The organism is Antarcticimicrobium luteum, assembly GCF_004358185.1.
GTDB lineage: Bacteria > Pseudomonadota > Alphaproteobacteria > Rhodobacterales > Rhodobacteraceae > Antarcticimicrobium > Antarcticimicrobium luteum.
In genome coordinates this window covers 240,574-259,517 of sequence record NZ_SMUV01000074.1, presented here as the reverse complement: position 1 = coordinate 259,517, position 18,944 = coordinate 240,574, and the positions used below count along the sequence as shown (strand labels likewise).

General features: G+C 66.2%; 20 protein-coding genes and 1 riboswitch. Of the genes, 6 read left to right on the top strand and 14 right to left on the bottom strand.

Going from position 1 to position 18,944, the window contains the following annotated elements:
* Nucleotides 1-55: 55 nt before the first annotated feature.
* The 4 genes from E1832_RS21305 to E1832_RS21290 all read right to left on the bottom strand — a co-directional run bounded on the left by E1832_RS21305 (nucleotide 56) and on the right by E1832_RS21290 (nucleotide 4,551).
* Nucleotides 56-811, bottom strand: coding sequence for an ABC transporter ATP-binding protein (locus E1832_RS21305; RefSeq protein WP_133361799.1), 756 nt, complete (start codon nucleotides 809-811; stop codon nucleotides 56-58).
* A 13-nt stretch (nucleotides 812-824) separates the two neighbouring features.
* Complete coding sequence (locus tag E1832_RS21300) at nucleotides 825-2,045, bottom strand: branched-chain amino acid ABC transporter permease (protein WP_133361798.1); 1,221 nt, start codon at nucleotides 2,043-2,045, stop codon at nucleotides 825-827.
* Nucleotides 2,046-2,048: 3 nt separating this feature from the next.
* Nucleotides 2,049-3,080, bottom strand: a complete 1,032-nt coding sequence (locus E1832_RS21295) for a branched-chain amino acid ABC transporter permease (RefSeq protein ID WP_133361797.1) — start codon at nucleotides 3,078-3,080, stop codon at nucleotides 2,049-2,051.
* Between the two features lie 124 nt (nucleotides 3,081-3,204).
* A complete protein-coding gene (locus E1832_RS21290) occupies nucleotides 3,205-4,551 on the bottom strand; it encodes a substrate-binding protein (protein ID WP_133361796.1) in 1,347 nt (448 codons plus the stop codon).
* A 231-nt stretch (nucleotides 4,552-4,782) separates the two neighbouring features.
* Here E1832_RS21290 and E1832_RS21285 point away from each other — a divergent pair, with 231 nt between their 5' ends.
* The 4 genes from E1832_RS21285 (at nucleotide 4,783) to E1832_RS21270 (ending at nucleotide 9,575) form a co-directional block, all read left to right on the top strand.
* Complete coding sequence (locus E1832_RS21285; RefSeq protein ID WP_133361795.1) at nucleotides 4,783-6,090, top strand: XRE family transcriptional regulator; 1,308 nt, start codon at nucleotides 4,783-4,785, stop codon at nucleotides 6,088-6,090.
* 91 nt (nucleotides 6,091-6,181) lie between these two features.
* Entirely contained in the window at nucleotides 6,182-6,562 is a 381-nt protein-coding gene (locus E1832_RS21280; protein ID WP_133361794.1) for a response regulator transcription factor, read from the top strand.
* Nucleotides 6,559-6,897, top strand: a complete 339-nt coding sequence (locus E1832_RS21275; protein WP_133361793.1) for a hypothetical protein — start codon at nucleotides 6,559-6,561, stop codon at nucleotides 6,895-6,897. The genes E1832_RS21280 and E1832_RS21275 overlap by 4 nt, the downstream gene beginning before the upstream one ends.
* Nucleotides 6,897-9,575, top strand: a complete 2,679-nt coding sequence (locus E1832_RS21270) for a sensor histidine kinase (RefSeq protein ID WP_133361792.1) — start codon at nucleotides 6,897-6,899, stop codon at nucleotides 9,573-9,575. Before E1832_RS21275 ends, E1832_RS21270 begins: the two co-directional genes overlap by 1 nt.
* 135 nt (nucleotides 9,576-9,710) lie before the next feature.
* On the opposite strand, the gene E1832_RS21265 is transcribed toward E1832_RS21270, so the two are convergent.
* The 4 genes from E1832_RS21265 to E1832_RS21250 form a co-directional block, all read right to left on the bottom strand.
* The gene (locus tag E1832_RS21265; RefSeq protein ID WP_133361791.1) at nucleotides 9,711-10,142 is read right to left on the bottom strand and encodes a protein tyrosine phosphatase family protein; all 432 of its coding nucleotides are present in this window, start codon (nucleotides 10,140-10,142) and stop codon (nucleotides 9,711-9,713) included.
* Nucleotides 10,143-10,151: 9 nt separating this feature from the next.
* On the bottom strand, nucleotides 10,152-10,583 hold the full coding sequence (locus E1832_RS21260) for a DUF6691 family protein (protein ID WP_133361790.1): 432 nt from the start codon (nucleotides 10,581-10,583) through the stop codon (nucleotides 10,152-10,154).
* On the bottom strand, nucleotides 10,583-11,011 hold the full coding sequence (locus E1832_RS21255; protein ID WP_133361789.1) for a YeeE/YedE family protein: 429 nt from the start codon (nucleotides 11,009-11,011) through the stop codon (nucleotides 10,583-10,585). Before E1832_RS21255 ends, E1832_RS21260 begins: the two co-directional genes overlap by 1 nt.
* Before the next feature lie 87 nt (nucleotides 11,012-11,098).
* Nucleotides 11,099-11,962: an MBL fold metallo-hydrolase gene (locus E1832_RS21250; protein WP_133361788.1), complete on the bottom strand. Its 864-nt coding sequence runs from the start codon at nucleotides 11,960-11,962 to the stop codon at nucleotides 11,099-11,101.
* A 289-nt stretch (nucleotides 11,963-12,251) separates the two neighbouring features.
* On the opposite strand from E1832_RS21250, the gene E1832_RS21245 reads away from it, so the two are divergent.
* The gene (locus E1832_RS21245) at nucleotides 12,252-12,467 is read left to right on the top strand and encodes a hypothetical protein (RefSeq protein WP_133361787.1); all 216 of its coding nucleotides are present in this window, start codon (nucleotides 12,252-12,254) and stop codon (nucleotides 12,465-12,467) included.
* Nucleotides 12,468-12,530: 63 nt separating this feature from the next.
* Here the strand turns inward: E1832_RS21245 and E1832_RS21240 are convergent, their stop codons facing one another.
* The 6 genes from E1832_RS21240 to E1832_RS21215 form a co-directional block, all read right to left on the bottom strand.
* Nucleotides 12,531-12,749: a hypothetical protein gene (locus tag E1832_RS21240; RefSeq protein ID WP_133361786.1), complete on the bottom strand. Its 219-nt coding sequence runs from the start codon at nucleotides 12,747-12,749 to the stop codon at nucleotides 12,531-12,533.
* A 330-nt stretch (nucleotides 12,750-13,079) separates the two neighbouring features.
* The gene (locus E1832_RS21235) at nucleotides 13,080-13,733 is read right to left on the bottom strand and encodes an adenosylcobinamide amidohydrolase (protein WP_133361785.1); all 654 of its coding nucleotides are present in this window, start codon (nucleotides 13,731-13,733) and stop codon (nucleotides 13,080-13,082) included.
* Complete coding sequence (locus tag E1832_RS21230; RefSeq protein WP_133361784.1) at nucleotides 13,730-14,488, bottom strand: ABC transporter ATP-binding protein; 759 nt, start codon at nucleotides 14,486-14,488, stop codon at nucleotides 13,730-13,732. The genes E1832_RS21235 and E1832_RS21230 overlap by 4 nt, the downstream gene beginning before the upstream one ends.
* Complete coding sequence (locus E1832_RS21225; protein ID WP_133361783.1) at nucleotides 14,485-15,465, bottom strand: FecCD family ABC transporter permease; 981 nt, start codon at nucleotides 15,463-15,465, stop codon at nucleotides 14,485-14,487. The genes E1832_RS21230 and E1832_RS21225 overlap by 4 nt, the downstream gene beginning before the upstream one ends.
* Complete coding sequence (locus E1832_RS21220) at nucleotides 15,462-16,307, bottom strand: ABC transporter substrate-binding protein (protein WP_245514075.1); 846 nt, start codon at nucleotides 16,305-16,307, stop codon at nucleotides 15,462-15,464. Before E1832_RS21220 ends, E1832_RS21225 begins: the two co-directional genes overlap by 4 nt.
* Nucleotides 16,294-18,138: a TonB-dependent receptor plug domain-containing protein gene (locus tag E1832_RS21215; RefSeq protein WP_165978946.1), complete on the bottom strand. Its 1,845-nt coding sequence runs from the start codon at nucleotides 18,136-18,138 to the stop codon at nucleotides 16,294-16,296. The genes E1832_RS21220 and E1832_RS21215 overlap by 14 nt, the downstream gene beginning before the upstream one ends.
* 133 nt (nucleotides 18,139-18,271) lie before the next feature.
* A riboswitch (cobalamin riboswitch) is annotated at nucleotides 18,272-18,480 on the bottom strand.
* Between the two features lie 128 nt (nucleotides 18,481-18,608).
* Here E1832_RS21215 and E1832_RS21210 point away from each other — a divergent pair.
* Nucleotides 18,609-18,878 carry a DUF2312 domain-containing protein gene (locus E1832_RS21210; RefSeq protein WP_133361780.1) on the top strand — a complete coding sequence of 90 codons (270 nt, stop codon included), beginning with the start codon at nucleotides 18,609-18,611 and terminating at the stop codon, nucleotides 18,876-18,878.
* Nucleotides 18,879-18,944: the final 66 nt, after the last annotated feature.

The window sequence follows — 18,944 nt, the reverse complement described above, 5'->3', positions numbered from 1 at the left end:
CTCACTCGACCAGCCCGAAAACGATGTCCGCTTTTCGGGGTGAGTGACGTCCTCGTCAGGCCGACTCGCCCAGATAGGCTTCGCGGACCTTGGGGTTGCCCTTGATGTTCTGCGGATCGTCCTCGACCAGCGGTGTGCCCTGCGCCAGCACGGTGATCCGGTCGGCGAGGGAGAACACCACATGCATGTCGTGCTCGATGATGGCGATGGTGATGTCGCGCTCTTCCTTGATCTGCTTGAGCAGGTCGATGGTGTTGTTGGTGTCCGCCCGCGCCATGCCGGCGGTGGGCTCGTCCAGCAGCAGCAGGCGCGGCTCCTGGCTCAGGCACATGCCGATTTCCAGCCGCCGCTTGTCGCCACGGCTCATGGCGGCGGCGTGCATGTGCCGCTTGTCGGCCATGTTCATGTCTTCCAAGACCTGTTCGGCCCGCTCGATGATCCCGCTTTCGTTGGCCACCGATTCATAGGCGTGCATCCGAAAGGCGCCGTCGCGGCGGGCAAAGATCGGGATCATCATGTTTTCCATCACCGTCAGATCGCCAAAGATCTCGGGGGTCTGGAACACGCGGGAAATGCCCATCTGGTTGATTTCATAGGGCGAACGGCCCAGCACCGATTTGCCGTCGAACATGACCGAGCCAGTGTCGGGGATCAGCTTGCCCACCAGGCAATTCAGCAGCGTAGACTTGCCAGCGCCGTTGGGGCCGATGATAGCGTGCACGGTGTTCTCGCGCACGCTCAGGTTCACATTGCTCAGCGCCTTGAGGCCGCCGAAGTTCTTGTTGACGTTCTTGACGTCGAGAATGCCCATCTCTGCGTCCTCCTTATTCGGCCACATGGGGCGTTTCTTTGGGGTGATGCTCGGGGTCTTCGCTGTCCGGGGCCTTCTTCTTGCCTTTCAGCAGCCGCCCGATGCGCTGTCCGCCTTCGACCAGACCGCCGGGCAGGAAGATCACGACCAGCATGAACAGCAGGCCCAGCGTCAGATGCCAGCCCTTGCCGATGAAGGGGTGCACGATGAAGACCACGAAATCCTCGATCCCGTCCGGCAGGAAGGCGAACCAGTTGTGCAACACGGTATCGTTGATCTTCGAGAAGATGTTCTCGAAGTACTTGATGAAGCCGGCGCCCAGAACCGGCCCGATCAATGTGCCGGTGCCGCCGAGGATAGTCATCAGAACGACCTCGCCAGAGGCGGTCCACTGCATCCGCTCGGCGCCCGCCAGCGGGTCCATCGCCGCCATCAGGCCACCGGCGAGGCCGGCATACATGCCCGAGATCACGAAGGCCGCCAGCGTGTAGGGACGGGTGTTCAGGCCGGTGTAGTTCATCCGCTGCTGGTTCGATTTCACCGCCCGCAGCATCATCCCGAAGGGCGAGCGGAAGATGCGGATCGCCAGGTAGAAGACGATCATCAAGATCACAGCGCAAAGGTAGTAGCCGGCGTTGAAGTCGAAGCGCCACGCGCCGAGTTCGAGCGAATAGGTCGAGCGCATCGACAACCCGAAAAGATGCGGCAGATCGGGCAGGCTGTCCCGATGGAACCATTGCGGATCGTCGGCATAGACCTGCAGGCCGGTTTCGCCGTTGGTCAGGTTGAACTTGGGGTTCGACAGCACCGAATAGGCCAGCGCAAAGGACATCTGCGCGAAGGCCAGCGTCAGGATCGAGAAATAGATACCCGACCGGCGCAGGCTGACAAAGCCGATGAACAGCGAGAAGATCGCGGCGACCACGACGCTGAGCGTGATGGCGGGGATCACGTTGTAGGTGAAGAGCTTGAAGATCCAGACCGCCGAATAGCTGCCGACTCCCAGAAAGGCCGCGTGGCCGAACGAGAGATAGCCGGTCAGGCCGAACAGGATGTTGAAGCCGATGGCGAAGATGCCAAAGATGATGAACCGTTGCATCAGGTCCGGATAGCCCGCGTTGAACTGCGCCATGGCGCTGCCGGTCGGGAACGGGTTCAGGATGAAGGGCGCACACAGCGTCAGCGCCGCGACCACGATCAGCAGCGTGGCGTCTTTTTTGTTCAGTCCCAGCATGAATTAGTCCTCCATCACGCCTTTGCGACCCATCAGGCCCCGCGGACGGGTCAGCAGAATGATGATCGCGACGAGGTAGATAATGATCTGGTTGATGCCCGGGATCGTGGTGGTCGCCCAGGTGGTCGAGGCGAAGCTTTCCAGAATACCCAGAAGGAAGCCGGCGAGCACGGCACCGGGAAGCGATCCCATGCCGCCGACAACCACAACCACGAAACTCAGTACCAAAAAGTCCATGCCCATATGATAATTCGGAGGATTGAGCGGGCCGTACATCACCCCGGCCAGCCCGGCCACCGCCGAGGCGACGCCGAACATGATGGTGAAGCGGCGGTCGATGTTGATCCCCAGCAGTCCCACCGTCTCGCGGTCGGCCATGCCGGCGCGCACCACCATCCCGAAGGTGGTGAATTGCAAAAAAGCGAAGACGCCGCCGATGATCCCGATCGCGAAGAAGAAATAGACCAGCCGCCAGATCGGATAGATGATCGCGTTGGCCTGAAAACCGACCATCATGCCCAGATCGACCGAGCCGCGCAGCATGTTGGGTTCCGGGGTCTGGATCGGGTTGGCGCCGAAGAAATACTTGACCACTTCCTGCAGAACGATGGCCAGGCCAAAGGTCACCAGGATCTGGTCGGCATGCTCGCGCTTGTAGAAATGCTTGATCAGCCCGCGTTCCATCACAAAGCCGACCAGAACCATGATCGGAATGGCGAACAGGATGGCCAGCGGCACCGACCAGTCGATGATGCCCGCGCCCAGATCGGGGCCGAACCAGGATTCGACGTAAGGCGTCTTGACCTTGAGCGGGTTGCCCAGGAAATCCTTCTGGGTCTCGTCGATGGTCTCGAAACTCAGGTTCAGGAAACGTTGTACCGTAACCGCGCAAAAGGCGCCGATCATGAACAGCGCGCCATGGGCGAAGTTCACCACGCCGAGGGTGCCGAAGATGAGTGTCAGGCCCAGCGCGATCAGCGCATAGGCCGAGCCTTTGTCGAGCCCGTTGAGAATTTGCAGAAGGAGTGCGTCCATTGTCCCCACCGTTGAATGGATCGGGAGCGTCCCTCCGGCGATTGCCGGGGGGACGACCGGTTGGTCCAACCGTTTTCCCTGAGTAAGAGGGTGCGGTCCGGGCCGTGGCCCGGACCTGCCGAGATCAGGCGCCCGGGTTGCAGGTGCCCAGTTCGCCGCCGGCGAACATCGGGTGATCCGGCGGATAGGTCACTTGCGCGGCCGGGGTCACTTCGACCACTTCCAGCAGGTCGAACTCGGAGGTCGGGTTTTCTTTCCCGCGCACCACGAGCACGTCCTTGAAGCACTGGTGGTCATCGGCGCGATAAAGGGTCGGACCGTTGCCCAGCCCGTCGAACTCGAAGCCTTCCAGCGCCTGACCAACACCGCAGGGGTTGAAGGTGCCGGCCCGTTCGCAGGCATCCGCATAGAGCAGCGTCTGGCAATACACGGTGTGCGCCGCCTGGCTCGGCGGGAAGCCGTATTTGGTGCCGAAGGATTTCACGAAGGCCTTGGAGCCCTCGTCCTGCAGCGACCAGTGCCAGTTGGTGGACCCCAGGATGCCCTTGACGTTCTCGCCGGCGCCCTTGGCCATCAGGCGCGAATAGAGCGGCACGACAATCTCGAACTGCTTGCCGTTGACCATCTTTTCGCGCAGGCCGAACTGCACCGCGTTGGTCAGCGAGTTGACCATGTTCCCGCCGTAGTGGTTCAGGATCAGCACATCGGCGCCCGAATTCAGCACCGGCGCGATATAGGACGAGAAGTCGGTCGCGGCCAGCGGGGTCTTGACCGCGTTAACGGTCTCCCAGCCCAGCGCCTCGGTGGCGGCCTTGATCGACTCTTCCTGAGTCCAGCCCCAAGTATAGTCGGCGGTCAGGTGATAGGCCTTGCGGTCGTTGCCATAGCGCGCGGCCAGCACCGGCGCCAGCGCGGCACCCGACATATAGGCGTTGAAGAAGTGACGGAAGCCGTTGGCCTTCTTGTCCTTGCCGGTGGTGTCGTTGGAGTGGGTCAGGCCCGCCATGAAGATCACGCCGGCCTCTTGGCACAGGCCCTGCACGGCGATGGCCACGCCCGAGGACGAGCCGCCGGTGATCATGATGGCGCCGTCCTTTTCGATCATCGACTTGGCCGATGCGCGGGCAGCGTCGGATTTGGTCTGGGTGTCGCCGGTGACAAACTCCACCTTCTTGCCCAGGATACCGTTGCCTTTCAGTGCCTTGGAGCTGAAGGTGCCCAGCATTCCGCCGTCGCCGCCGCCGTTCAGGTGCTCGACAGCCAGCTCATAGGCGCGCAACTCGTCGGCGCCCTCATCCGCATAGGGGCCGGTCTGCGGCACGTTGAAGCCCAGGGTGACCGAGCCGCCGGTGGGCTCGTTCATATAGGCGGCCGCCGAAGAGGCTGTGAAAATCGTCGGCAGGGCAACGCCGGCGCCGGCGATGGCGCCGGTTTTCAGCACGCCGCGACGTGTGACATCGTTCTTGGACATGAATATCCTCCCATTTATGGATTGCGCCACCAGGCTCCTCAACCCGGGACGGCGCGCGCACGATTGTGCAAATGGATTATGATGGGGGGGTGGAAAATTACGCAATAACCCCCTTGAAAAGCACGATATTTTTGTCAACAAATGAACAGGTGTATAGGGGTGGTTGTAAAAATCCTTATGTCGCAGCGCAGAAAGGCGTTGAAAAACCGCTGAAAAAAGGAGCGAGAGGCGATGCCCCGCGACACGCTGACCGGCAGCCGCATCCGCGAGCGGCGCGCAATCAAGGGGCTGCGCCAGGCCGATCTGGCCAGGCAGGTGGGCATTTCGCCCTCCTATCTCAACCTGATCGAGCACAACCGGCGCAGAATCGGCGGCAAGTTGCTGGTCGATCTTGCCGAGGTGCTGGGGGTGGAGCCATCGATGCTGACCGAGGGGGCCGAGGCGGCGCTGATCGCGACCCTGCGCGAGGCGGCGGACGAGGCCGGGCTCGCCACCGCCGAGACCGACCGCGCCGAGGAGTTCGCCGGCCGGTTTCCCGGCTGGGCCGAGGTGCTGTCCTGGTCGCATCGCCGCATTGCCTCGCTGGAGCGGACGGTGGAAACCCTCTCGGACCGGCTGACCCACGATCCCCGGCTGGCGGCCTCGCTGCACGAGGTGCTGTCGACCGCCGCGGCGATCCGCTCCACCGCCTCGATTCTGGCCGAGACCGGCGAATTGGAGCCGGAATGGCGCGACCGGTTCCACAAGAACCTGAACGAGGACAGCGCGCGGCTGGCCGACAGTTCCAAGGCGCTGGTCAACTATCTCGATGACAGCGCGACCGGCGAAGATCATCGCGGCGCCCCGCAGGAGGAGGTCGAGGCCTTCATGGCCGCCAACGGCCACCACTTCCCGGCGCTGGAGGCCGGGACCGCAGACCCCGATGCCATCGTCGCGGCCGCGCCCGAGCTGACCGGCAGGGCGGCGCGGCAGGTGGCGCGCGCGGTTCTCGGCCAGTACCTCGCCGATGCCGCGGCGATGCCGCTGGAGCCTTTTGCCGGCGCGGTAAAGGTGCAGGGGCTCGATCCGCTGGCGCTGGCGGCGGCCTTCGACGTGGACCTTCCGGCGGTGTTCCGGCGCATCGCGGCCCTGCCCGAGGCGGCCTTGCCGGGCGAGGTGGGGCTGGTGATCTGCGACGCCTCCGGCAGCATCCTGTTCCGCAAGGCGATCACCGGCTTTGCCCTGCCGCGCTTTGGCGAGGCCTGCCCGCTGTGGCCGCTGTTCACCGCGCTGAGCCGGCCGCTGGTGCCGATCCGCCGGCGGGTGTCGCAACTGGGCCGGGCCGTGGCCGAATTCGACTGCCTGGCGGTGGCCTGGCCGGATGGGCCGCCCGGGTTCGACCGCGATCCGCTCTACCGCTCGATCATGCTTATTCTGCCGCTGCGGCACGGCGAGGGGACCGCGGCGGCGGCGCAGCCGGTGGGGGGGACCTGTCGGGTCTGTCCGCGCAGCGGCTGCGACGCGCGGCGCGAGCCTTCGATCCTGAGCGAAGGGTTTTGACAGGCCGCGCGCCGCTTGGCTATGCTGACGCAAAGCAAGAACAAACTGTTAGCGCGGCCAGGCTGACACGTCAGGGGAGGAGTGGAATGGCATGGGCCGACATGTTCTGTTGATCGAGGACGAAGCCAATATCACCGAGGCGATCCGCTTTTTGCTGACGCGCGAGGGGTGGACGGTCGATACCCACGCCGATGGCCGCGACGCCATCGAGGTGATCCGCGCGGCCAAACCGGATCTGGTGATCCTCGACGTCATGCTGCCGGGCAAAAGCGGCATGGATATCCTGCGCGAATTGCGCGACAGCGACGGGCTGCGCGATCTGCCGGTGCTGATGCTCACCGCGCGCGGCCAGTCGCGCGACCGCGAGATGGCCGAGAAGGCGGGCGTCAACCGCTTCATGACCAAACCGTTCTCCAATGCCGAGGTGGTAACTGCCGTGCGCGACCTGTACGCGCAGGCCTCGCGGACATGACAGGCGACGGCGACGGCGAGCGGTCGGAACGCAAGGCGCCGGCGGTGTTTCTTGAACGTCAGACCTATCGCCGGCGCCGTCTGATGGACGCGGCGCGGCTGCTGCCGGTGCTGGGGGCGCTGCTTTTCGCGGTGCCCTTGCTGTGGCCGGGGGCCGAGGACGCCGGCACCGCGGCGCCGGTGCCCACCTCGCGCGCCATCCGCTACATCTTCGTGGTCTGGGCGCTGCTGATCCTGGGCAATGTCTGGTTCGGCCTGTTGACCCGCGGCTGGTCGGGGCAGGGGCAGGGACGCAACGACGACGAGGCCGAGCCCCCCCAGCGGGAGCGCGGATAATGGCCACGCTGAACCTGATGGTGCTGGTCTGTCTGGCCTATGTGGCGCTGCTGTTCATCGTCGCCTTCGCCGCCGACCGGCTGGCCGCCACCGGCCGCAGCACCTGGCTGCGCTCGCCGCTGGTCTATACGCTGTCGCTGTCGATCTATTGCACCGCCTGGACCTTTTACGGCGCGGTCGGCTACGCGGCGCGCTCGGGGTTGGAATATGTCACCATCTATCTCGGCCCGACGCTGGTGATGGTGGGCTGGTGGTGGGGCCTGCGCAAGCTGGTGCGGGTGGGCCGCAGCCAGCGGGTGACCTCGATCGCCGACCTGATCTCGTCCCGCTACGGCAAATCCAATCTTCTGGCGATCTGCGTCACCGTACTCGCCGTGGTGGGCATCACCCCCTATATCGCGCTGCAACTGCAATCCATCACGCTGTCGTTCTCGATCTTTTTCGAGGAGGCGCCGGTGGGGGCCTACAGCGATGCCTCGGTGGTGTTCTGGGTGGCGGCCGGGCTCGCCGTCTTTGCCATCCTCTTCGGCACCCGCAACCTCGATGCCAACGAACGCCATCACGGCGTGGTCACCGCCATCGCGCTGGAGGCGGTGGTCAAGCTGATCGCGCTGCTCGCGGTGGGGATCTTCGTTGTCTGGGGCCTGTCGGGCGGGGTGAGCGAGACCATGGCCCGCATCGACGCCTCGCCGATCGGGGAATGGAAGGTCAACGGCAGCCGCTGGGCCACCATCACCTTTCTCGCCGTGGCGGCCTTTGTCTGCCTGCCGCGGATGTTCCAGGTGATGGTGGTCGAAAATGACGATGAACGCCACCTGCGCACCGCCGCCTGGGCCTTTCCCACCTATCTGCTGCTGATCAGCCTGTTCGTGGTGCCGATCGCCGTGGTCGGCCTCGAGGTGATGCCCGAGGGCTCCAACCCGGACATGTTCGTGCTGACCGTGCCGCTGAGCCAGGGCCGCGAGACGCTGGCGATGCTGTCCTTTCTCGGCGGCTTCTCCTCGGCCACCTCGATGGTGATCGTCGCCGCAATGGCGTTGTCGACGATGGTGTCGAACCACCTGGTGATGCCGATCTGGCTGTCGTCGCAATCCGACCGCGCCTCGGTTTCGGGCGACGTGCGCCATGTGATCCTGCTGGCGCGCCGGGTATCGATCGCGGTGATCATGGCGCTGGGGTATTTCTATTTCCGGCTGTCGGGCGGCGGTGCTGCGCTGGCCTCGATCGGGTTGATCTCCTTCGCCGGCATCGCCCAGATTCTGCCGGCGCTGGTCGGCGGGTTGTTCTGGCGCGGGGCGACGCGCAGCGGCGCGCTGGCCGGTCTCACGGTCGGCTTCGCGCTGTGGCTTTACACGCTGCTGCTGCCGGGGCTGGGCGGCGGTCTGATGCCCGACTGGGTGCTCAGCGATGGGCCCTTTGGCATCGGCTGGCTGCGGCCGCAGGCGCTGTTCGGAATCCAGGGGCTCGACCCCATCGTACATGCGGTGATGTGGAGCATGCTGCTCAATACCGCGGCCTTCTGCGCCGCCTCGCTGCTGAGCTTTCCCTCGCCGCTGGAGCGGTTGCAGGGGGCGCAGTTCGTCAATGTGTTCGACCATTCGGCGGGGCCGCGCGGCTGGACCGGCTCGGTCGCGCAGAGCGAGGATCTGATGATCATGTCGCAGCGGATCCTCGGCGCGCGCGAGGCGCAGGATCTGTTCCAGAGCGAGGCGGCATTGCAGGGCGGGCGCGGCCATCTGCCCGAACCGACGCCGCTGTTCCTGGAGCGGCTGGAGCGCGAACTCAGCGGTTCGGTGGGCGCGGCGGCGGCACATGCGATGATCGGCCAGATCGTCGGCGGCTCCTCGGTTTCGGTCGAAGATCTGCTGGCGGTCGCGGACGAGAGCGCCCAGCTGATGGAATACTCCAGCCAGCTCGAGGTGAAATCGGGCGAACTGGCACGCACCGCGAAACAGCTACGCGAGGCGAATGAGAAACTCACCCAGATATCGTTGCAGAAGGATGCCTTTCTCGGGCAGATCAGCCATGAGCTGCGCACGCCGATGACCTCGATCCGGGCGTTTTCCGAGATCCTGCGTGACAATGACGGGCTGAATACGCAGGACAAGGTGCGCTATGCCACCATCATCCATGACGAGGCGCTGCGCCTGACCCGGCTGCTGGACGATCTGCTGGATCTGAGCGTGCTCGAGAACGGGCAGGTCAGCCTCAACATGCGCGATGGCATCCTGGCGGAGGTGCTGGATCGTGCCGTTGCCTCGGCGCTGGCCGGTGCCGAGGCGTCGCTGGCGGTGCGGCGCCGGCGGATCAGCGAGACGGTGCAGGTCCGCTCCGATCTGGACCGGCTTGCGCAGGTCTTTATCAACCTGATCGCCAACGCGCAAAAATACTGCGATGCGCCGAACCCGGAGCTGACGATCTCGGTCCATGACGTGGGCGGGCAGGCGGTGGTCGATTTCATCGATAACGGCAGCGGCATCCCGGCCGAGGTGCAATCCACCGTCTTTGAAAAATTCTTTCGCGTGAATGCGGAAAAGGCCGGCGGTGCCGGGCTCGGCCTGGCGATTTCGCGCGAGATCATGCTGCGGCTGGGTGGCGATATCGTTTATCTGCCCGGACAGTCGGGCGGCGCCTTCCGCGTGACCCTGCCGCTGGCCGGGCAGATGGCGGCGCAGTAGGGGGCGGCGCGGCAGTCCGTCCGCCAAGCCAATTGCGCGCGGCGGGCAGGGCCCTCACCGTGTCGGGTTATGCGATGGGCACAGACTGAAAAAGCGGCCCAGCGGCCGCTTTTCATTTACTTCAACTCTGCCGGTTCAGCCGCGCGCCGCCGCCAGCTGTTCCAGCGCCGGACGCATCCCGTCCAGCTGATAGCCCGCCGCCGTCGCCTTTTGCAGGATCTCGTCCACCGGCATCTGTCCGGCTTGGCCCAGGGCCCAGATCACTGTGCAGCGGGTGCCGCTGCGGCAATAGGCCAGCACCGGGCCGGTGGCGTCGGCAATGGTTTCTAGCTGCCGCACCCCGTTTTCCGGTGTCAGCGTCTCCTGCACCAGCGGCAGGGCGGCAAAGCTCAGCCCCAGCGCCTCGGCCGCATCGCGCATGGCGTGGCTGCCCAGCTCCGGCGGCACCTCGGCATCGGGCCGGTTGCAGATCACCATAGTGTAACCTGCTTCAGCGATGGCGGGCAGATCCTCGACCGAGATCTGCGGCGAAACGGCATAGCCGGGGGCAAGGGGGCGAATATCCATGCCCGACACTTACGCCGCCGCCGACATCCTGTCCAGACCGCGCCCGACCGCGGGGGCCGCCCCCATGCCGACCAGCATCGCGGCCATGAAGATCAGCCCACCCATGCCGTTATAGGTGATCGAGGCGACAGCCGGACCCGGGCAGAGACCGGCCAGTCCCCAGCCCATGCCGAACAGCACCGAGCCTGTGATCAGCCGATGATCCAGCTCGGGGCGCGGCAGGCTGGGAAACTCGCCGCCCACCAGCGGCCTGCGCCCAGGGGTCAGCCGCCAGGCGATGAACATCGGGATGATCGCACCGCCCATGACAAAGGCCAGCGTCGGATCCCAGTTGCCAAAGACATCGAGCCAGCCCTGCACCTTGGTGGTGTCGGTCATGCCGGAAACGAACAGCCCGCCGCCGAACAGCGCACCGGCCAGAAGAGACAGCAGAATACGCATCAGACCACCCCCAGAACGTGACGGAAGATCGCCAGCATCAGACCGCCGGCCAGAATGTAGAATACGGTGGCGGTGATGCCCCGCAGCGAGAACCGCGAGATGCCGCAAACCCCGTGTCCCGAGGTGCAGCCGTTGGCGATCCGCGTGCCGACGCCCACGAGCAGACCGGCGGCGATGATCACCGTCCAGTTCGTGGTCATATGCGTGTCGATCTCGACGTTATAGAGCGGCCACAGGATCAGCGGCATGACGACCACGCCGAACAGGAACACCGCCCGTTCCCAGAACGTGTTCCAGCCGCTGCCGTCAACCAGCCCGCCGATGATGCCCGAGGCGCCCATGATCCGCCCGTTGCCAAGCAGATATACGGCGCCCCCCGTCCCGATCAGCAATCCGCCGACCAGGCCCCAGATCCAGTCTGTTTCCATGATAATGTTCTTGCCCCTGTTGTTCGCGCGTTTTCCCGGTGGCGGATCAGACCGGCCCGCCGCCGGAACCCTTTTGGTGAGCCGCCGTTACAGCTTGTTCACCGGAATCTTGAGAAAGACATCGCCCTGTTCGTCCTCGGGCGGCATCTGGCCGGCCCGCATGTTGACCTGCAGCGAGGGCAGAATCAGCCGCGGCATCGCCAGCGTGGCGTCGCGGGCGTCGCGCATCTGCACGAAGTCCTCGATCTTCTTGCCCTGGCCGACGTGGATGTTCAGCGCCTTCTGTTCGCCCACCGTGGTCTCCCAGGCGTATTCGTCGCGGCCCGGCGCCTTGTAGTCGTGGCCGACAAAGATTCGCGTCTCGTCGGGCAGCGCCAGGATTTTCTGGATCGAGTTGTAGAGCGTTTCCGAGGATCCGCCCGGAAAGTCGCAGCGCGCGGTGCCGAAATCGGGCATGAACAGCGTGTCGCCGACAAAGGCCGCATCGCCGACCACATAGGTCAGGCAGGCCGGCGTGTGACCGGGGGTGTGCAGCACGTCGCCGCGCATCTGCCCGATCATGAAGCTGTCGCCCTCCTTGAACAGCGCGTCGAACTGGCTGCCGTCGCGCTGGAACTCGGTGCCTTCGTTGAACACCTTTCCAAAGGTGTCCTGCACGACGGTGATGCGGTCGCCGATGCCGATTTTGCCGCCGACCTTTTCCTGAATATAGGGCGCCGCCGACAGGTGGTCGGCATGCACATGGCTTTCCAGAATCCATTCCACGTTCAGGCCTTCGCCCTGAACATAGGCGATGACGGCATCGGCGGATTTGGTGTCGGTGCGGCCCGAGGCGTTATCGAAATCCAGAACGCTGTCGATGATCGCGCAGGCCTTGCCATGCGGCTCGCGGACGACGTAGGACACCGTAAAGGTGGCTTCGTCGAAGAAGGCTTTCACAAAGGGGGTCATTGGGATCTCCATTGGCTTTCGGAAAACATATAGTTTAAGCCGAATGTGTTGCAAGGATGATCTGGACCGGCCCGCCGTTGCCTGAAGCGTCGCCGAAAAGGTCGCCGGGCCGACCGGGCACCCCGAAATTGGTGCCGCATCACTGTGCACCGGTCAAGGAACCCGCGCAATTCAGTGGCAGGAACGCGCCGATCACCGGGTCCGGCCGGGAATCTCCGGGCGATTTCGCGCAGATGTCATATGCTCGTGCCAGATAGGGACCAGATTAGGGACGACAGGGGAGGATGTCATGACAGAACAGGATATTATCGCCGAGGCCGAACACCTCGAACGCCAGATCGCCGATGCAGATCGGGAGCTGCGCCAGGCCCTGCAACCGCAGTTGAGCCAGATTTTGGCCCGGCTGGAGAGCGCGGGCGCCCAGGTGCCGCAGCGGTTGCGCCGCCTCGAGGCATGCCTGACCGACGAGGCGGTCGAGGCGCGGTTTGACAATTTGCCGGTCTGAAATTCGCCGATGCGATTTTTTCCGGTCTGACAGGGGGGCTCCGGCGGCTTGGCGCGCGGCCGGTCAGCCGAGGAACGCGCCCAGCCCCACCAGCATCAGCCCCAGGATCGACAGGCCCAGCGCCCCAAGGTTGATCGGCAGCACCGATTTCAGCACCGCGCGCATGGCGTCGTCGGAGATTTTGGCGCGGCGGGCGTGGCCAACCCGCAGGATGCACCAGATCAACCCGGCCAGCCCCGCCAGCGACATTGCCACGCCGGCCCAGATCATGATGTCGAACATGGGTTATTCCCCCGGTTTTGCGTTGATCTTGCCGGTAACGGATCGGGGCAGGCGGCGCAAGTCGGCGTGGGGGAGGAAGGCATCCAAGGAGAAGGGGCTCTCCTTGCCCGAATAGCGCCGAAGGCGCCGGGCAGCGCCCGACCGCCCCCATGGGCGGGCGCTACTCTGACTGTTGCGCTCAGAACTGACGCCCGAAGTTGGGGTCGCCATAAAGTGACGGTCTCACAGCGAAGACGCGACCACCCGCGGCCGGGCGCTGCCCTTTGTTGCGCGCTGATTTCGGGGGAGCAGGCGTTCGCCGCGATGACGGGGATCTTGGAGCAGGTGCCCTTACGGATCGTCCGGCCGCCGCACATGCCGCATCCAGAACTCCGCGCCCTTGCGCACCGCGTCATGCACCGCGCGGCCCGCCGCCTCGCCCTGCGGCGTGTGCAGCCCGGCAAAGGGGGCATCCCCCGGCGGCGCCGCCACCGCGATGCAATCGGTCCCGGTCCCGGTGGCCAACCCTGTGGGCAGATGGTGGCCCGCCTCCATCACCGCTGCCGTGCGCGCCTGGGCGGCGATCGACAGCAGCTCCAGCAGCGCCGCGTCGCTCAGCGGCAGATCAAGGTGCAGCGCGATGTTGATGGTGCCCCAGTCCTTGCCGCTGCGGTCCATACGGGTGCCGACGCGTTCGGCGTTGCTGAGGCCCACGGTGGCAAGGCAAAAGGCGCGGACGCCCTCCACCTGCGCCTCGGCGGTCTCGAAGGCATCCAGATCGCGCGAGGTCAGCATCGCCACCGCATCGCCTGCGCCGCGCGCCGCCAATTCGCCTCGGTACCAGGCCAGAACGTCCAGATCCTCTGGCAGATCGGCATTGCGCACCTCGCGCCAGACGATCCGCTGCGCCGAAACGAACCCGGGGCGGGTCAGCGACCAGCTCAGCACCCGCACCTCGTCGCCCAGGTCCAGCTCCAGCCAGGGGCGGTCCAGCGTGACCCTCATCGCGTCACCCGCATCGGCTGGAACACCGGGCCCTGCGCGGTTTGCTCGTAATAGGCCAGGACGCCGAACACCCGGTCCACGTTTTCGGGCGTCAGCACCTCGCCCGGGGGGCCATCGGCCACCAGCCGTCCCCGCTCCATCATCATCAGCCTTGTGCAGTGCCGCGCCGCCAGCCCGAGATCATGCAGCGACACGATGACCGAGCGGCCCTCGCGCGCGAGACCGGCAAAAACCTCCATCGTGGCGATCTGATGCGCCGGATCCAGCCCGGCGATGGGCTCGTCCGCGATCAGCAGGGGCGTCTCCTGCGCCAGCGCCCGGGCGATCAGCACCCGCCCCTGTTCGCCGCCGGAAAGCTGGGTGGCGATGCGGTCGCGGTAACTCTCCAGACCCATCCGGGCGATGGCGGCATCCACCGTCGCCCGGTCCTCGGGCCGCAGCCGCGCGCCGCGCGGCAGATGCGGGATGCGCCCCAGCGCGATCAGCCGCTCAACCGTCACCGGCCAGGCGATCTCGCGCGCCTGCGGCATCCAGGCCGCCGCCCGGGCGCGCAGGGCGGCGGGAAGGGCGGCCAGCGTACTCTCGCCGCTTGCCGGCAGCAGGCCCAGTGCCGCGCGCAGCAGCGTTGTCTTGCCGGCGCCGTTGGGGCCGATCAGCCCGATGCACTCGCCGCCCGTCACGGTCAGCGAGACGTGATCGACGACCGGGCAATCGCCGCGCCGCACCGTCAGATCGCGCAGGGTCAGCAGGCTCATGCCATCTCCTTCCGCGTCTTGTAGATCAGGTGCAGGAACAGCGGCGCGCCGACCAGCGCCATCAGCACGCCCAGCTTGAGGTCGCGCGCGGGCAGCAGTTCGCGCACCGCGATATCGGCGGCCAGCACCATCGTCGCGCCGCCTAAGCTGGAGGCCCAGAGCAGGGCGGAGGGCCGCGCGCCGACCGCCGGACGCAGCAGATGCGGCACCACCAGCCCGACAAAGCCGATCGCGCCGGCCACCGCGGTCGCCGCGCCGACGCAGGCCGCCGTGCCGAGGATCAGCCGCAGCCGCAGGCCGGGCAGATTCACCCCCAGCGCCTGCGCCGCATCCTCGCCCAGCGTCAGCGCGTCAAGGCCGCGCCCGAGGCTCGCCAGCAGCGCCGCGCCGATGGCCATGAACGGCAGCGCCAGCCAGACGTGGGTAAAGCTGCGGTCGGCGAGCGAGCCCATCATCCAGAACACGATATCGGCCGCCGCAAACGGGTTGGGCGAGAGGTTCAGCGCCAGCGAGGTCAGCGCGCCGGCCAGCGCCGAGATGGCGATGCCGGCCAGGATCAGCGTGATCGAGGCGCCGCGCGGGCCCGCCAGCATGAGGATCAGCAGCACCGCCAGCACCGCCATGGCCAGCGCCGCCAGCGGCAGGGCCAGCGGAAACATCAGGCTGAGCCCGGTCTGGATCGCCAGCACCGCACCCAGCGCCGAGGCGCCGGAGACGCCGATCAGCCCCGGTTCGGCCAGCGGGTTGCGCAGATAGCCCTGCATCGCCGCGCCCGACAGGCCCAGCACGGCGCCGATCATCGCCGCCAGCAGCGCCCGCGGCAGCCGGATCTCGCGCATCACCACCGACAGCGGTGTGCCGTCCCCCGCGATCAGCGCCGCCAGGCTCTCTTTCGCGCCCACCGGCGCCTGGCCGCTGAGCAGCGAGGCGACGAACAGTGCCGCGACAAGCAGCGAAAGACCCAGCGCCAGCCTCATTCATTTCCCTCCAGCGACAGCCGCAGATCGCGCAGCTTTTCCACCGCCGAGAGGACCATGGGCGTGCCGCAGATCCAGTCGCGGTCGGTCAGCGTCCCGGCGACGCGGGTGCCGGGCAGGGCGCGCAGCGCGGGATGATCCAGCACCTCTTCGGCGCGGGACTGGCCGGGATAGTCGCGGCCGCTGACGATCACATCCGGCGCCAGCAAGATCAGCTGTTCCAGCGGCAGTGTGCCGCCCCGGGCGAGCCCGGCCTCACCGGCGACATTGGCGAATCCCGCCGCGCGCAGGATGTCCCCGGCCAGCGTCCGGTCGCCCACGGTATAGCTGTTGACATAATAGAGCGCCGCGCGCGGCCGGCGGTCCGGCGTCGCACTGAGCCGGTCCAGATCGGCGCGGAACCGCGCGATCAGCGCCGCCGCCTCTGCCTCGCGCCCCAGCGCGGCGCCCATCTGGGCGATGCGCTCCGGAACATCCGCGAGCGACTGCGCCGGGGCAAAGATCTCCACCCGGATGCCCAGAGTGCGCAGCATCTGCACCGTGCTGGCGGCGGTGAAGCTGCCGGCCAGCACCAGATCGGGGGCCAGCAGATAGACCTCCTCGGCGCCCGAGCCGTTGGTGGGATAGGCGCGGGCGGCCTCGGCCATGGACGAGCTGTCGGGATCCTGCGACAGGTGCGACAGCGACAGGATCTGGCCCGGCGCGGCCAGCAGCAGCGCCAGCTGATCCGTACAAAGATTGACCGAAACCACCCGTTTTGGCGCGGGTGCGGTTCCGGCCAAGGCCGCCGCGCCGGTCAGCACCAGCGCGGCGATCAGGGATATGACCCTAGAAGGACGCACGCAGCCCCGCATAGAGCGCCCGGCCCGACGCCTGGTATCCGGCCGCCGTCTCATAGGTTTCATCCAGCAGGTTCTCGATGCGCAGATACCCCTCGGCATTGTCGGTGAACGCATAGCTTACGCCGGCGTTGACCACGGTATAATCCCCCATCACGGTGCCGAATTCCGCCGGGCGGTCGGCGACGTGGCGCAGGTTCACATTGCCCGACCAGCCGCCCGAGAAATCGCCGGTCAGCCCAACCGTCATGTCATGCCCCGGCACCCGCAACAGCCGCGCACCGGTGGCGTCCTCGGCATCGGTATAGGTGTAGTTGCCGAACAGGCCGAGCCAGTCGTTCATGGCCCATTCCGCCGCAAGTTCCACCCCCTGCGTGCGCGATTCGCCCGGCACCTGCTGGTATTGCCCGGTAAAGGGCAGCGGCCATGAGGTCAGCGTGACGAACTGGATCAGGTTGTCGATCCGGGTGTGAAAGGCGGTTGCCCTGAGGCTGCGCCCGGCGCTGAACTCATGCTCCAGGCCCAGCTCGAAGCTGGTGCTTTCCTCGGGTTGCAGCGCCGGATTGCCGTAAAGCGTACTGTAAAGCTCGTAGAGCGACGGGGCACGGAACCCGGTCGCGGCGACGGCGCGGAGGGTGGTGGCGCCGGTCAGCCGATAGGCGGCGGCGAGCCGGCCGGTCACATGGCTGCCAAAGGTCGAATGATCGTCCAGACGCGCCGAGGCGGACAGGTCGAGATCGGCGGTGGGGGCATAGAGAACCTCGCCGAACAGGCCGGTGGTCTCGACGCTGCCTGAATCGGTGCCGGAGGTGAAGCTCTCCTCCTCCCAGTCGGTGCCGAAGGTCAGTGTCAGCAGGTCCGAGGCGATGTAGCGGCCGGTGTAGTCCAGCCGCTTGCGCTCGCCGTCGAAGAAGGTGTCGACCCCGTTCGAGCTGCTGACCCGGTCGGTGGTGAGATAGGTAAAGGACAGCGTGTGATCTACCGCGCCGGCGCTCAGCTCGGCAAAGGTGCGGATGGCGCGGGTCTTGGTGCTGTTTTTCTCGTCATAGGGCGGGGCGCCGTCGCCGAGGAATTCGTCGAACTCCCCCTCGCTGTCGAGCGCATAGCCGGAGAGGCCGAGTTTGAGCGTCTCGGTCGCCATCGTATCGGCGGAAAAGGTGATCTGCGTGCCGCGATAGCCGTCCGGCTCGGTGCTGCCGGCGCCGCTCTTGGACGAGAACCCGTCGGTGGTGATCCGGTCGATGCCGAAGGTCACACCGCCGCGCGCGCCGGTATAGGTAATGCCCGCCGCGGCGCGGTAGGTCTCGTAACTGCCGCCCTCGAGGCTCAGCGTGACCTTGCTGCCAGGTTCATCGGGGCGCTTGATTGTCGAGATATTGACCACGCCGCCAACCGCGCGCGAGCCGTAGAGAGACGAACTCGACCCCTTGAGGATCTCAACCCGGCCCAGATTGGCGGTGGTCAGCCCGCCCCAGTTGAACTGCGCCTGGGTCGAGCTGGGGTCGGTGACGTCGATGCCGTTGACCAGAACCTTGATGTATTTGCCGTCCAGACCGCGGATGCGAAGCGTGGTATTGGCGCCGACGCCGCCATTGGCGCTGACCGAAAGGCCGGGCTGGCGGGCGAGATACTCGGCCAGCGTGGTCTCGTCGGCCTTCTCCAGGTCTTCCTGGGTGATCACCTGGACGCTGGCGCCGGTCCGGTCGAGGGGGGTGGCCCCCCCGGCCTTGGTCGAGGAGAGGGTGATCTCACCCAGGTCATAGACCTCCTGCGCGCGGGCTGCGCCGCCGGCGCAGATGGCGAGGGCTGAGGCGGTGGCGAGGAATATCTTCATTGTCGTGGTCCTTTCCGGTCCTGTCGTTCCTGATGTCTGGAAAGGCACGGATTGAACGCGCTCTTCCGCAAACGGTGAGTTGGTCATCACCACTACGGTTCGAACGCCGCCCACCTGACGCACCCCGCGCCAAATGAAGGTGATCGCCTTGGCAGGTCTCCTGACTTGCGGGTCATCGCTGGGCCGGACCTTCCCGAACCCGGGTGGGTTCAGTGGTATTTGCCGGCCCCGCTCTCCGCCTACAGTTGCGGGGGCAGTCGCGGAATTGATCCCAAGCCGGATCGCACCGCGTTCCCTTTTCACGGCGACCGAAGCCGCCGAACCAAAGCAGGACCGTGGATAAGCGCTGCATCGGCGCGGCGCAAGCACGATTGCGGCACCGGCGGCGTCATTCCCGTCTTGCGGCAGCGCGGCGGGGCGGGTATCCCGGCGGGTACTCGCAAATCCCGACCATCGAGCGGAGCAGAACAATGGACTCAGTGGACGACAGCCAGGCCGAGGCCAATTACCGCGTGACCGCGGGCGAATTGCGCCAGTTCATCGAGCGGTTCGAGCGGCTGGACCAGGAAAAGAAAGACATCGCCGACCAGCAGAAAGAGGTGATGGCCGAGGCCAAGGCGCGCGGCTATGACACCAAGGTGATGCGCAAGGTGATCGCGCTGCGCAAGCGCGACAAGGATGACATCGCCGAGGAAGAGGCGGTGCTGGAGATGTACAAGGAAGCGCTCGGAATGTCCTGAGCCCGGGCGCGCCCGGGTCAGCGGGACGGGGGCGCTGCCCCCCCGCCGCACCGGCGCGCGACCCTC

Coding starts and splice junctions, on each gene's coding strand:
- E1832_RS21305 (WP_133361799.1), bottom strand. CDS start 811: ATGGGCATTCTCGACGTCAAGAACGTCAACAAGAACTTCGGCGGCCTC.
- E1832_RS21300 (WP_133361798.1), bottom strand. CDS start 2,045: ATGCTGGGACTGAACAAAAAAGACGCCACGCTGCTGATCGTGGTCGCG.
- E1832_RS21295 (WP_133361797.1), bottom strand. CDS start 3,080: ATGGACGCACTCCTTCTGCAAATTCTCAACGGGCTCGACAAAGGCTCG.
- E1832_RS21290 (WP_133361796.1), bottom strand. CDS start 4,551: ATGTCCAAGAACGATGTCACACGTCGCGGCGTGCTGAAAACCGGCGCC.
- E1832_RS21285 (WP_133361795.1), top strand. CDS start 4,783: ATGCCCCGCGACACGCTGACCGGCAGCCGCATCCGCGAGCGGCGCGCA.
- E1832_RS21280 (WP_133361794.1), top strand. CDS start 6,182: ATGGGCCGACATGTTCTGTTGATCGAGGACGAAGCCAATATCACCGAG.
- E1832_RS21275 (WP_133361793.1), top strand. CDS start 6,559: ATGACAGGCGACGGCGACGGCGAGCGGTCGGAACGCAAGGCGCCGGCG.
- E1832_RS21270 (WP_133361792.1), top strand. CDS start 6,897: ATGGCCACGCTGAACCTGATGGTGCTGGTCTGTCTGGCCTATGTGGCG.
- E1832_RS21265 (WP_133361791.1), bottom strand. CDS start 10,142: ATGGATATTCGCCCCCTTGCCCCCGGCTATGCCGTTTCGCCGCAGATC.
- E1832_RS21260 (WP_133361790.1), bottom strand. CDS start 10,583: ATGCGTATTCTGCTGTCTCTTCTGGCCGGTGCGCTGTTCGGCGGCGGG.
- E1832_RS21255 (WP_133361789.1), bottom strand. CDS start 11,011: ATGGAAACAGACTGGATCTGGGGCCTGGTCGGCGGATTGCTGATCGGG.
- E1832_RS21250 (WP_133361788.1), bottom strand. CDS start 11,962: ATGACCCCCTTTGTGAAAGCCTTCTTCGACGAAGCCACCTTTACGGTG.
- E1832_RS21245 (WP_133361787.1), top strand. CDS start 12,252: ATGACAGAACAGGATATTATCGCCGAGGCCGAACACCTCGAACGCCAG.
- E1832_RS21240 (WP_133361786.1), bottom strand. CDS start 12,749: ATGTTCGACATCATGATCTGGGCCGGCGTGGCAATGTCGCTGGCGGGG.
- E1832_RS21235 (WP_133361785.1), bottom strand. CDS start 13,733: ATGAGGGTCACGCTGGACCGCCCCTGGCTGGAGCTGGACCTGGGCGAC.
- E1832_RS21230 (WP_133361784.1), bottom strand. CDS start 14,488: ATGAGCCTGCTGACCCTGCGCGATCTGACGGTGCGGCGCGGCGATTGC.
- E1832_RS21225 (WP_133361783.1), bottom strand. CDS start 15,465: ATGAGGCTGGCGCTGGGTCTTTCGCTGCTTGTCGCGGCACTGTTCGTC.
- E1832_RS21215 (WP_165978946.1), bottom strand. CDS start 18,138: ATGAAGATATTCCTCGCCACCGCCTCAGCCCTCGCCATCTGCGCCGGC.
- E1832_RS21210 (WP_133361780.1), top strand. CDS start 18,609: ATGGACTCAGTGGACGACAGCCAGGCCGAGGCCAATTACCGCGTGACC.